Origin of the sequence: Bacillus marinisedimentorum (assembly GCF_001644195.2) — a bacterium.
Taxonomy (GTDB): Bacteria; Bacillota; Bacilli; order Bacillales; family Bacillaceae_O; genus Bacillus_BL; species Bacillus_BL marinisedimentorum.
The window spans coordinates 1-13383 of the sequence record NZ_LWBL02000074.1; the positions used below are offsets into that span (position 1 = coordinate 1).

Sequence of the window (13383 nt, forward strand, 5' to 3'; positions counted from 1 at the left end):
GAATATAGAAGGAACGCCGCAAGGTGGACCGTTAAGTCCGCTCCTTTCCAACATTGTCCTGGATGAACTGGATAAAGAATTGGAAGAACGCGGACTTCGCTTCGTCCGCTTTGCGGACGATTGTAATATTTATGTTCGCTCCAAAAGAGCAGGTCAACGAGTGATGAACAGTATTACGAGCTTTATCGAGAAGAAACTGAAACTGAAGGTCAATGAAGAGAAAAGTGCGGTAGACCGCCCATGGAAACGCAAATTCCTTGGCTTCTCTTTCACCGTTCACAAAGAAAACCCAAAGATTCGGATTTCTAGTGAAAGTATCAAACGCTTCAAACAACGGCTTCGGGAACTGACGTCCCGAAGCAAGTCCATGAACATGACAGATAGAATCAAGAAACTAAACGAATATCTGGTGGGCTGGCTGGGCTACTACCAGTTGGCTGAAACACCATCCATATTCAAAAGCCTGGACGGTTGGATCCGGAGAAGGCTGCGAATGATACGGTGGAAGGAATGGAAGAAAGTCAAAACCAAGTATAAGAACCTCATGAAACTTGGAATAAAGAAGGGAAAAGCGTGGGAATGGGCAAACACAAGAAAAGCGTATTGGCGGATAGCCAATAGCCCAATCTTACATAAAGCCCTCGGTGACCATTACTGGACAAACCAAGGGCTAAAGAGTCTATTCGGTCGATATCAATCAAGGCGTTGGACTTAAATGGAACCGCCGTATACGGAACCGTACGTACGGTGGTGTGAGAGGTCGGGGGTTAGTCACCCCCTCCTACTCGATTGAAAGTTATTCACCTTCATCAATGAAATAATCAATCAGAAATTCAGCCCAGACTTCATGCCCTTTTTTGCTCGGGGTGCTGCTGTCTTCGCTTAAATACTCTTTCAGCGCCTCATCATCCTGGTCCGGCCACGCTTTCCAATGATCGAGGTATGGATAGTTTTTCTCCTCAGCATATTTCTTAAGAGCTTTCACCTGTTCGGGATAGTAATTGGCACCGAACAGCGGATGAGGCGGCTGGATGATGAAACTGACCTCAGGATTGATTTCCCCGACCCGTTCAACGACATAATCGAGATTATCATGCGAGTCTTCGATTCGTACGACGCCGTTGTCGTTAAGTGTCAATGGTTCGTAAAGGACAAGGTCCGGGTTCGCATCGATGATTTTTTGGAATTCTTTGTTCCTCACGTAATCGAGCGAATGACTCTCCGTTTCGATTGCAACAATATTGATCCGGTCCTTGCCAAACGAAATTTCAAGCTGTTCTTTCAACAAGGCCGGCCATCCGCCTTTTTTGGCCTGAAGGGCATCAGAGCCTGCCATGACGATTGTGTAAGGCTGGCCGCTTTCCATCTTATCCATAAATTGTTGCTTCGCTTTATCAGGCCAGTTGGAAAGGAGCGCTTCAACATCTTCGTTTGAAACAGATTGTTTTTGCTCTTTTTCTACACCGGCCACCTGTGTCGTTTGATCTGGTTCTTCTGGACTGTGTTGTGTTGTTGCTGTGACCGTTGTTTTTTGGTTCCAGTGGATATTTCCCACAACAAGTACGGCAATACAAAAGAGGGCCAGCGCCCCGATTGATAGATTCTTCCCCATAGCGACCTCCAAAATCATTTGTTCCTTTTTTTATCCAGCTGTGATTCCCTTTTATTCTACATGATTCTAACAAATTTGCGGGGAAGAATAAGGAAAAAGTAAAAGATTTCATAAAAACTACCAATAATATACAGAAAGTAGATTGATTGTATGCTATAATATGACACAAATATTACAACTCTTTTACTCTTAACTTTGTACTATTCCCTTTTTATAGAAGGCAAAACCATTTTTTAAAAATTAAATTACAATAGCAGACAAAATACGCCAATTGTTGTGATATAATACAAATTAGTTTTGAGATGTCAAGTTAGTAATTTCTTCAGGAGGCACATAATGGAAGAGACGATTAGTTTAAAGGAAATATTCGAGACGTTAAAAAAGCGATTTTCTATCATTCTTGTCATTACACTGGTTGCAGTCCTGGTCAGCGGCATTGTCAGTTACTTTTTTTTGACGCCGGTTTACCAGAATTCGACACAGATTCTCGTCAATAAATCAAGCCAGGATCAGAATATGTACAATGTCACCGATGTACGGACAAACCTTGAACTCATCAATACGTACAATGTCATCATCAAAAGCCCGGCAATACTCGATAAAGTTGCCGGTGATCTGGACAGTGGCCTTACATATGATGAGCTTAATTCAAAGGTCACGGTTCAAAGTGAAAATCAGTCACAGGTCGTGACGATTTCAGCAGAAGATCCAGACCCGCAGCTGGCGGCAGCTATTGCAAATACAACCGCACAAGTATTCCAAAAAGAAATCGCTGAAATCATGAATGTCGATAATGTAAGCATCCTTGCAGAAGCAACAGTACAGGAGAACCAGTCACCGGTAAAACCGAACCCGCTTTTAAATATCGCCATCGCAATGGTTGTCGGATTGATGGCAGGTGTTGGTCTTGCATTCCTTCTAGAATACCTGGACAACACGCTTAAAACCGAACAGGATATTGAAAAAGCACTCGGCCTGCCGGTGCTGGGTGTCATAACGAAGATCGACCTTGAAAAAGAACAGGGGCTGCGCAGCCAGCGTTCGACAGCGAAGAAGATAGGAAGTGAATCGATTGAAACGCGATAACAAACGGGCGAATATACGGGAACTTAAGCAAAGAAGCCTGATTGCCCACCATGATAAAAAGTCGCCGATTTCGGAACAGTACCGCACGATAAGGACGAATATTGAGTTTGCTTCGATTGATGAGGATTTGCGGACCATTATGGTTACCTCTTCAGGACCAGGGGAAGGGAAATCGACCACAGCTGCCAATGTTGCAACTGTATTTGCCCAGCAGGGGAAAAAGGTGCTGTTAATTGATGGGGATATGAGGAAACCGACCGTTCATTATACATTCCAACTTCAGAATATGTACGGCCTCTCCAACGTCCTGACGGGACAGAAGGAGATTACGGAAGCTGTTAATTTTTCAGAGGTAACCGACCTGTTCATCCTGACTTGCGGGCCGATACCGCCGAATCCAGCTGAATTAATGGGTTCACGGAACATGCAGCGTTTTCTTGAAGAAGCAAAAGGCATTTATGATTTGATCATTTTTGATACACCGCCGGTACTGGCAGTAACCGATGCGCAAATTCTCGCCAACCAGTGTGACGGGACCATCCTTGTCACAAGCAGCGGAAAAACTGAGATTGAAGCAGCACAGAAGGCAAAAGACTTGCTTGAACATGCAAAAGGCAAGCTGCTTGGTGTTGTATTGAATAACAAACCTCAGCAACAGGGGAATTATTACTACTATTACGGCACCTAACTAGAGTATCGACAAATAACGACAAAAGGCCCCTGTTCCATTCCAGAATAAGGGATGATAGAATAGTTTAAGTTGAATTCGGTCGAATATTACGTAACAAAGGAGCAGGGGCTAACTATGATTGACATACACTGCCACATCTTACCGTCAGTAGACGACGGAGCCAGCAGCATGACAGACAGCATCGAGATGGCACGAGCAGCAGCCGACCAGGGTATCACTGCAATTATCGCCACTCCTCATAACAAAAACGGAAAATACGACACACCAATAGAGATCGTAGAGGAAAAAGTCCACGCACTAAACAAAGAACTAAACCACCACTCAATCCCTATAACCGTTTTTCCCGGACATGAAACCCGCATTTTTGGAGAAATGCTGGAAGAATACAGGGCTGGAAACGTTTTAACCTTGAACGGAAGCCAGTACGTTTTTATCGAATTCCCGTCACAGCACGTACCGCGCTATGCCGGACAGATGATTTATGATTTAAAACTTGAGGGTCTTTCACCGATTATCGTCCACCCTGAACGAAATCAGGAACTGATCAGCGACCCGGACAGGCTGTACAAGCTCGTTGAAAAAGGAGCGCTCACCCAGGTGACGGCAGCAAGTGTCACCGGCCATTTCGGAAAAAAGATCAAGAAATTCACCAATCAGTTAATCGAGCATAATCTTACGCATTTTATTGCATCTGACGCTCACAATACATCTTCCCGCGGTTTTCATTTACGGGATGCATATGAAACAGTCGAAAAAGAATTCAGCATCAGTTATCGATATATGTTTGAGGAAAACACAACATTGCTGATGGACAACAAAGCCATTTTCCCGGAATTCCCGGAACGGATTAAAAAGAAAAAGTTCTTGGGCATATTCTAATCAGTTTTTCGGCACAGCAGTCTTTTTTAAGAGGGTTCGCATAGTGAAAAATTCGGTAATGTCTCCTTACCTTTATCAACGGAGGCACTCGGCTATACTGTGGGTGGTAAAAATAGCACCTTAGGCGCAAGAAGTTGCCAGTGGTATGGCGTGAGGCGGGGTTGGATGCCCCTTCTTTTAATAAAAAATAAGAAAATGAAGATTCTGGTTATCCGCTTTCATCCTGTAAGGATGGTAACCAGAATCTTTATTTTTGATGAGATGAGAAAAGAGGAGGGAACAATAAAATGACATATCGCAGACGACTGGCATCTTTAGTGCTGATCGATTCGATCATTGTGTTCACATCCATTTATTTAAGTCAGTTTTTGTTCGCAGGCCATTTGGTTTTCACAAATGAAATGATTTTAATCAGCTCACTGGCCCTGTTAGCCAGCCATCATGTTTTTGCCTCATATTATAACCTTTATAACAAAGTATGGGCATATGCGAGCATCGGTGAACTTGTCACGATTTTCAAGGCTGTCACATTATCGATTGCCGCAACTGCCCTGGTCCAATTGCTGTTTATGCAGGATGTCTACATCCGTATCATGGCAGTAACTTGGATGATGCATATGCTCTTAATCGGTGGGTCGAGATTTTCCTGGAGAGTATTCAGGGATACATATTTAAAGCCTTCCGGAGAGGAAAAGCGCACACTAATTATCGGAGCCGGCGCAGCGGGCACAATGGTTGTCCGGCAACTGCTCAAGAATCCTGAATCCGGCCTCCAGCCGGTTGCATTCATTGATGACGACAACAGAAAACAACGCCTTGAAATCATGGGGGTACCTGTTGTCGGCGGAATTGACCGTATTACATATGCGGTGAAAAAGTACAACATTGACCATATCGTCATTGCAATTCCTTCATTAAATAATAAGGAATTGACAGACATCTATGAGGAATGCGCCAAAACAAAAGCAAAAACAAAAATCCTGCCGATGATTGAAGACTTGATGATGGGCAAAGTTTCAATTAACCAGTTCCGTGATGTCCAGGTGGAGGACTTGCTTGGCCGCGAGCCGGTCGAGCTGGATACAGAGAACATTGCAGAGACGATTACCGGGAAAACAATCCTTGTCACTGGTGCCGGCGGTTCGATCGGCTCGGAAATTTGCAGACAAATTTCAAAATTTCAGCCAGAGCGGCTGTTGCTCGTCGGCCATGGAGAGAACAGCATTTATACGATTGAAATGGAACTAAGAGCAACTTACAGTGATGCCATTACATTCATCCCAGTCATTGCGGATGTGCAGGATAAAGAAAGAATTGCCGAAGTGATGAATCGCTACCGTCCAAATGTCGTCTATCATGCAGCAGCACATAAGCACGTGCCATTAATGGAAGCAAACCCGCATGAGGCGGTGAAAAACAACGTGATCGGTACCAAAAATGTCGCCGAAGCGGCAAGTGATGCTGAAGTTGATACATTCGTTATGGTATCAACGGACAAGGCCGTCAACCCGACAAGTGTGATGGGTGCAACAAAGCGGATGGCCGAAATGATCGTCCAGCAAATGGATACAGTTAGCGGTACCCGTTTTGTCGCAGTCCGATTCGGAAACGTGCTTGGCAGCCGCGGCAGCGTCATCCCGCTGTTTAAAAAGCAAATCCAAAAAGGCGGCCCGGTTACAGTCACGCACCCGGATATGGTCAGGTATTTCATGACGATTCCGGAAGCATCAAGACTTGTCATCCAGGCAGGTGTTCTTGCAAGAGGCGGGGAGATCTTTGTGCTGGATATGGGTGAGCCGGTAAAGATTGTCGATCTGGCAGAGAATCTAATTAAACTGTCCGGTTATTCAATAGAAGAAATCGGAATTAAATACAGTGGTGTCAGGCCGGGTGAAAAGCTGTTTGAAGAGCTTCTTGGCAAAGATGAAGTACATGATAAGCAAATCTACCCAAAGATTTATATCGGAAAGTCGTTAAATGCCGATTTGAACATCATCAGGGATTTTATGAGACAGTTTGAAGAGATGGATAAAAAGGATGTCAGGGAAACTGTGCTTGATATCGCACATAATAGGATTAATCCAGCAAAACCATTGTCGCTAGTCAAGTAATAAACAAGCAGGAGGAGTCTAAATGAAAAAAGTACGGAAGGCGATCATTCCGGCTGCGGGCCTGGGGACGCGGTTTTTGCCGGCGACAAAGGCACAGCCGAAGGAAATGCTGCCGATAGTGGACAAGCCGACCATTCAATATATTGTTGAAGAAGCCGTTGCTTCCGGGATTGAGGACATTATCATTGTATCAGGCCGAGGAAAGCGTGCAATTGAAGACCATTTCGATAAGTCTTATGAATTGGAAGAGGCACTGGCTAAAAAAGGGAAAGTCCAGCAGCTGGAAGAAGTCCAATCAATCGCAAAACTCGCAAACATTCATTATATCCGTCAAAAAGAACCACTTGGACTGGGACATGCTATTTCCGTTGCAAGCCGATTTATCGGTGACGAACCGTTTGCTGTCCTGCTAGGTGATGATATTGTCCATTCACCAGGGAACCCCTGTTTGAAACAGTTAATTGATGTCTATGACCGTTATAATTCTTCTGTTATCGGTGTCCAGCAGGTGCCTGAAGAGGATGTTTCCAAATATGGAGTAATTTCGACAAGCAAGGGCCAGATTGATAAAGGTGTCCTTCATATCGATGGTTTGGTTGAAAAACCGAAGCGTGAAGATGCACCTTCAAATTATGCGATCATGGGCCGGTATATTCTGCGTCCGGAGATTTTTGAGGTGCTCGAGAGCCAGGCTCCTGGTGCGGGCGGGGAGATTCAGTTGACGGATGCAATTAAGCGTCTGAATGAGAAGCAAATGGTTGTCGCTTATGAGTTTGAAGGTGAGCGGCATGATGTTGGGGATAAGTTTGGGTTTATAAAGGCTACAGTGGATTTTGCTTTGGAGCGGGATGGCTTGGGGAAGGATGTTTTGGAATATTTGGAGAGGCATTTGGAGGAGAGTCGGTTATTGAAATCTGAATAGTTTAGTTGAGCCTCCGAGGGTTTGGCGGGGGCTTCTTTGGTTTTTAGGGTTTTAGTGACAAGGTTATATTATGTGAGGGTTTATACCCTTCAGGTTTATTTTGCTTAATAGTTTAAAAACTAACTTTAGGCTAATTAACCTAGAGGGAAAAGAGTGAGAAATTTTGGGATTAAGGGTAAAGCAGGTGGTTCTGCAGGGTTTAGTTTGGTTAAATTATTCGCTGTAATGGTTATTTTGGGGATTATAAACTGCTATCACAGTACATGTTTATGGTGGTTATGTTGAGAAGCCTAGGGAGGATGTTTGTTTTGCGAATCGGATAGGCATTGTGCGAATGTATGGGGAGTTTTTAAATCTTAAGCTGATTAATATTCTAGATTTGTTGTTTGTTAAGTATATTATGGGTTATGGCGATGTGGATTGTCCTATTGATGGAGATATGAGAATGGAGAAGTTAGGAGTAGTGTTCATTCAAGTGAAGTTCCTGACAAGCAAGATGAAGAATGTGACAGCAGTGTGCCAATTTCGTAGCATTGGAACCCTTCTGGCATAAGGTTGGGTTGAATGGTGAGGAGGAACTGACTATCATAAAATGATGCTGAAATCCTTGTGGGATAAGGGCTTGAGGTGTTTTTGGTGAGAATTATAGATTGATTGAATGATTTATAATATGAAGAAACTCGGTTAAGTGCGTTAAAGAAGTAAATATCTTACTCTCGTATTCATAAGGTGATTGAATAGATTCTACGAAGACAGTATGCCAATTAGATTGAACTTAGTTGATTAGTAGTTAAGTGGAAACAAAGTATTCCAGTTAAGTCCTAATTTACTACACAACTAATTAAGGAGTGTTTCAGACATGTATTTAAAGATAAAGAGATTAATAGATATTATTCTTTCTTTAATTGGACTTATAGTATTATCACCCATTTATCTAATTTTAATTATTGCTATTAAGATTGACTCGAGAGGACCGGTTCTGTTTAAGCAGAAGCGTATCGGTATCAACAAGACGCATTTTAGAATCTTGAAATTCCGTACTATGAGAGTAGATACGCCGAAGGACACGCCTACACATTTGCTGGAAAATCCAGATCAGTATATTACTAAGATGGGGAGGTTTTTGAGAAAGACATCACTAGACGAGTTACCGCAAGTTTGGAATATTTTTGTTGGTCAAATGAGTATTATAGGGCCAAGACCGGCATTGTGGAACCAATATGATCTTATTGCTGAACGAGATAAGTATGGAGCTAATGACATACATCCTGGATTGACGGGATGGGCACAGATTAATGGTAGAGATGAACTTCCTAATGAGGTAAAAGCAAAGCTAGATGGAGAGTATGTTAAGAGGATTAGTTTTTGGATGGATGTTAAGTGTTTCTTTGGGACAATTATGAGTGTAGTGAAAAGTGATGGGATTGTTGAAGGTGGCACTGGAGTAAAGAAGGAAGTTGCTAGTAGCAAGGGGACCATTTCTAAATGAAAAAAATACTAATAACAGGGAAGAACAGTTATGTAGGTAAGCGTCTTGAAGAGTGGCTTGGAAATTATCCTGACAGATATTCATTAGAGGCAATTAGTTTAAGAGATAATTCATGGAAGGAAAAAGACTTTTCGAATTATGATGTTGTATTTCATGTAGCTGGAGTAGCACATATAAAGGAATCAAAAGAAAATGCACCTCTTTATTACAAAGTAAACCGTGACCTAGCTTACGAAGTTGCTCAAAAGGCTAAAGTCGAAGCTGTTAAGCAGTTCATATTCCTTAGTTCCATGAGTGTTTATGGAATCGAAAATGGATCCATTACTAAAAACTCCGAATTAAATCCGAAGAGCGCCTATGGGAAATCAAAGCTACAAGCAGAGAATCTAATTGAGCCTCTAGAAAATGGTTCTTTTAAAATAGCTATAATAAGGCCACCTATGATATACGGAAAAGATTGTAAAGGGAATTATCCCAGATTAGCGAGTATAGCTGTTAGATTCCCTGTTTTTCCGGCAATAAGAAATAAAAGAAGTATGATTTTTATTGATAATCTATCTGAATTTGTAAGGCTGCTAATCGATGATTGTTGTTCAGGCTTGTTTCTCCCTCAAAATAAACAATATGTTTGTACTTCTGATATGGTTAAATTAATTGCTAAAGTTAATGGGAAAAATATTATAATGATTAAGCTATTTAATCCATTATTAAGATTAATTAATAACAAGATTAACCTTAGTGTTGTTAATAAGGTGTTTGGAGACCTAGTGTATGAAAAAGGATTGTCAGAGTATAAAAGAGAATATTACGTAACTACACTTGAAGAATCAATTGTTAAAACTGAAGGTAGGGAATGAAATTGAAGAAAGTGTTATTCGTAGCAACTGTAGTAAAGAAGCATATCATGGTATTCCATTTACCTTATTTGAAATGGTTTAAAGAAAGTGGGTATGAGGTTCATGTTTGTGCTAAGAATGACTATGATATCAAAGATGAATGCGAAATACCATTTTGTGACCGATATTATGATTTACCATTTGAACGCTCTCCATTTAAAGTTAATAATATTAAAGTTTATAGTCAATTAAAAGAAATTATTGAATTAAATCAATATGACATTATCCATTGTCACACTCCGATGGGTGGGGTTTTAACAAGATTAGCAGCTGCTAGATCCCGTCATAATGGTACCCGTGTAATCTATACGGCACATGGGTTTCATTTTTACAAAGGTGCACCAATAAAAAATTGGATGATATATTACACGGTAGAACGTTTGTTATCAAATTTTACCGATACACTTATAACTATCAATAAAGAAGACTTTGAGTCGGCAAGGAAGTTTAAGGTGAAGAAGTTGGAATATGTTCCTGGAGTTGGTATTGATGTCAAAGAAATTGGTGGTAGCTCTATCAATGTTGAGAATAAAAGAAAAGAATTAAACATATCTCAAAATACAACTGTAATACTTTCAGTTGGGGAGCTCAGTAGAAGAAAGAATCATGAATTGATCATTAAAGCTTTAGGTAAAATAAAATCAACTAATTATCTATATTTGATTTGTGGTCAGGGCGATTTAAGGTCTTATTTAGGAAAACTGGCTAAAGACCATAAAGTTAATATTAAGTTTTTGGATTTTCGTAAAGATGTACCAGAAATATGTGCTGCATCTGATTTATTTGTATTTCCGTCCATTCAGGAAGGCCTACCAGTGGCTTTAATGGAAGCAATGTCTACTGGATTACCGGTTGTATGCTCAGATATAAGAGGAAATAATGATCTTATAGAAAATGGGAAGGGTGGGTATTTAGTGCCCCATGATGATATAGATGGATTCTCTAAAAAGATTGAGGCTTTATTAAAGGATGCAGAACTACGTAAAGACATGGGAACTTATAACATTGAAAAGGTTAAAAAATATGATAAAGATGCAGTTATGACTACTATGGAAAGTATTTATACTAATTAAAGTTACACATTTCCAAGCAGATAACAAAATTCTTACTATTTTGCGAAATTTAACATTCTATTGAGTGTTTAGATACAACCCTGACTAAGTTAGCTATAAGTTAAACTATTTAAAGAGAACTAAAATTATACTGGGAAAGTGGTTTACAGAATGAAATTTAAAAATTTATTAAGGCCGAGTTTTGTGTTCTTTTTTGCATATACATTTCAATTTTTATTATGGTATTTTTTTATGCCCGACAATTCAACAGTTTTTGGAGTAAGTAACAAAGTATATTCTCAAGATGCATTAACAAAGTATGTTTTATATATTGTTGTATTTCTAGTAGGAATTATCTTTGCTAATTTAATTTACCATTCAATTAGAAAGACAAAAAAAAGTATTCAATATTGTTCAAATGATTTAAAAATCGCAAATATATTTTTGTGGGTTTTTATAGTTTGTGAAATTGTTTACTTTTTCCCAATAATAAAAAACTTTCAAAATGTGGTATCAAATAGCTTACATTCAGGGTTTGCGGTTGTTTATTATATTCTAGAAAAAAATGGGGGATCAATACTTTCTACATTTGTTAATGTATTTCCATATTTACTAATGGTTTATTTCTTCATAATATTAAGCAAAGATTTCGACAGTAATATAAAATCCCAAACAATGAAGAAAACAGTCCTACTAACTACTATTATTATGATTCATAGTATATTTGCAGCTAAAAGAATGTACTTTATTTATTATATTGTAATTTTAGTAATAACTATAAGTATATTTAAAAGGGATAAAAGAATAGGTCCAAAAGTAATAAATGTAGGTATAATTACAATTTTTATTTTGTTTATTTCTGAAATTTTTAGATATGGCATAAATATTGCAAATAAGCTTAATCTTAATTTACTTTCTATGGATGTATTTAATTTAACATATCAGTACTTATTAAATGCTTATATATTTTCAGATGTTAATAATGCAATGGTAATCTTGGATCAAGAGAGTCCGAGTGCATTAGTTAGTACTGCTTCTCCATTCTTTAGAGATCTTGCCAGTAAAATTTTTGGACTAAATACAGCTGGTTATGGGTCACTTGATAACTGGACAAGTCAATTTGGAACTGTTAATTATTTTGCATTACTATGGTATGATTTTAGCTATTTTAGTTTTATTATTATCTTTTTTAGTGGGTTTTTAACTCAACTATTTTATTTAAAAGCTAAAGGTAATGAATTTAGCAAGAGTACCGATACTATGATTTATATACTATTAATGACTGGTTTAATTGCCAATTTAAGAATCAACTTTTTTGCTCAAACGATCTTTATTTTACCGATGTTGTTGATTGTTTTATCAATAATTTCAAAAAAGAAAATCAAAATTTAGGAGCATTATTTCATGAAAACACTCTTAGTAAATGCTTTGCAAATAACCTATAAAGATGATGGTATGGGAAAGTATGCTCTAACTATTGTAGAATTTTTAGAGGCGAATTATTCGGATAAAGTTAACATAAAATATTTAACAACAAAAGAAGGAAGTGAACGATTAAAAAACATTATAAGTAAAGATCAAATATTAAATTTTAACTATGATAAGTCTGATAACTTTATTAAGAAGCTATATATGGAGAATTACAAGATACCGTATTTGTTGAAAAAATTTAAGGCTGATTTTTACTGGTCTTTAGATGGAAAACTTCCACTCCTTGACTATGGCGCCCATCAAAGAATCTTAACAATACATGACGTAGGATATATAGATGTACCGGAACATTATAGCTTAATTCAGCGGTTATATTGGAGTTTAGTATATAAACATAGATCGAAAAATGCTGATATTATTATTGCAATTAGTGAATTTACTAAAAGTAGCATAATAAAAAATTTAGGAGTGGAAAAAGAAAAAATCAAAGTGATATATAATTTCACAAGACAAAGTTTTGAAGCGAATAAAAATGTTAGTACCTACAATGGAGAAATAGAGAATTATTTTCTATATTATGGACAAGTCTCCCCCAGAAAAAATATAGTTGGTTTAATCGAAGCTTACTACAAATATTATAGGAATAGTACTAACCCAGATAAGTTAATTATTATTGGAAAGAAATATAATTATCCAAAGTTAGAATCTCTTGAAAAGTTAGAATCTATCAGAAGTTTAATAGGTAAATATATTATATTTAAGGGCTATGTAGATGATAAAGAATTATCTAACTATATATCGAGGGCAAAGTTTATAATAAACCCCTCATATTATGAAGGTTTTGGGCTTCCTGTTATAGAGTCTTTTGAAATGAATAAACTAATTTTGGCTTCAAACAATACATCAATGGTTGAATTTATTAATGAGTCCGAAAATTATACCTTTAACCCATTTGACATAGACAGTATCAAAAATATGATAAACTACTTTTCCAATTTAAGTGAGAAAGAATTAATGGATGAATATCAAATTGAGAGTAGCATCTATAAAAATAAGATTAATAGAAAATATATTGTAAATGCTTATAAATCTGAATTGAACAATATTTTTTTAAAATCATAATAACTAATTAATTTATTTAATATGAAAAACATCAATGAGTTAATACTTAATATATAATTGTGAGTTTTCAAGATAGACTAACTAAAAAATAC

General features: G+C 38.2%; 12 protein-coding genes. 11 read left to right on the forward strand and 1 reads right to left on the reverse strand.

What is annotated here, in order from left to right:
• The coding region (locus A4U59_RS19955) for a group II intron maturase-specific domain-containing protein (RefSeq protein WP_245680603.1) at positions 1-715 on the forward strand (715 nt) is incomplete at its 5' end.
• Between the two features lie 81 nt (positions 716-796).
• On the opposite strand, the gene A4U59_RS19960 is transcribed toward A4U59_RS19955, so the two are convergent.
• Complete coding sequence (locus A4U59_RS19960; RefSeq protein WP_169824015.1) at positions 797-1630, reverse strand: SGNH/GDSL hydrolase family protein; 834 nt, start codon at positions 1628-1630, stop codon at positions 797-799.
• 318 nt (positions 1631-1948) lie between these two features.
• Between A4U59_RS19960 and A4U59_RS19965 the strand changes: the two genes are divergently transcribed.
• The 10 genes from A4U59_RS19965 (at position 1949) to A4U59_RS20015 (ending at position 13291) form a co-directional block, all read left to right on the forward strand.
• Positions 1949-2698: a YveK family protein gene (locus A4U59_RS19965; RefSeq protein ID WP_066175307.1), complete on the forward strand. Its 750-nt coding sequence runs from the start codon at positions 1949-1951 to the stop codon at positions 2696-2698.
• Positions 2685-3386 carry a CpsD/CapB family tyrosine-protein kinase gene (locus A4U59_RS19970; protein WP_106406383.1) on the forward strand — a complete coding sequence of 234 codons (702 nt, stop codon included), beginning with the start codon at positions 2685-2687 and terminating at the stop codon, positions 3384-3386. The genes A4U59_RS19965 and A4U59_RS19970 overlap by 14 nt, the downstream gene beginning before the upstream one ends.
• A 117-nt stretch (positions 3387-3503) precedes the next feature.
• Complete coding sequence (locus A4U59_RS19975) at positions 3504-4268, forward strand: tyrosine-protein phosphatase (RefSeq protein WP_066175311.1); 765 nt, start codon at positions 3504-3506, stop codon at positions 4266-4268.
• Between the two features lie 287 nt (positions 4269-4555).
• Positions 4556-6379: a polysaccharide biosynthesis protein gene (locus A4U59_RS19980; protein ID WP_066175312.1), complete on the forward strand. Its 1824-nt coding sequence runs from the start codon at positions 4556-4558 to the stop codon at positions 6377-6379.
• Positions 6380-6401: 22 nt separating this feature from the next.
• Positions 6402-7301, forward strand: coding sequence for a UTP--glucose-1-phosphate uridylyltransferase GalU (gene galU, locus A4U59_RS19985; RefSeq protein ID WP_066175314.1), 900 nt, complete (start codon positions 6402-6404; stop codon positions 7299-7301).
• 859 nt (positions 7302-8160) lie between these two features.
• Positions 8161-8790 (forward strand): sugar transferase, encoded by a 630-nt coding sequence (locus tag A4U59_RS19995; protein ID WP_066175318.1) that lies wholly within the window; start codon positions 8161-8163, stop codon positions 8788-8790.
• Positions 8787-9647 carry an NAD-dependent epimerase/dehydratase family protein gene (locus A4U59_RS20000; protein WP_066175320.1) on the forward strand — a complete coding sequence of 287 codons (861 nt, stop codon included), beginning with the start codon at positions 8787-8789 and terminating at the stop codon, positions 9645-9647. Before A4U59_RS19995 ends, A4U59_RS20000 begins: the two co-directional genes overlap by 4 nt.
• Positions 9644-10759, forward strand: a complete 1116-nt coding sequence (locus tag A4U59_RS20005) for a glycosyltransferase family 4 protein (protein WP_245680604.1) — start codon at positions 9644-9646, stop codon at positions 10757-10759. The genes A4U59_RS20000 and A4U59_RS20005 overlap by 4 nt, the downstream gene beginning before the upstream one ends.
• Positions 10760-10909: 150 nt before the next feature.
• Positions 10910-12130, forward strand: a complete 1221-nt coding sequence (locus A4U59_RS20010) for an O-antigen polymerase (protein ID WP_066175322.1) — start codon at positions 10910-10912, stop codon at positions 12128-12130.
• Positions 12131-12142: 12 nt separating this feature from the next.
• Positions 12143-13291 (forward strand): glycosyltransferase family 4 protein, encoded by a 1149-nt coding sequence (locus A4U59_RS20015; protein WP_066175324.1) that lies wholly within the window; start codon positions 12143-12145, stop codon positions 13289-13291.
• Positions 13292-13383 lie beyond the last annotated feature (92 nt).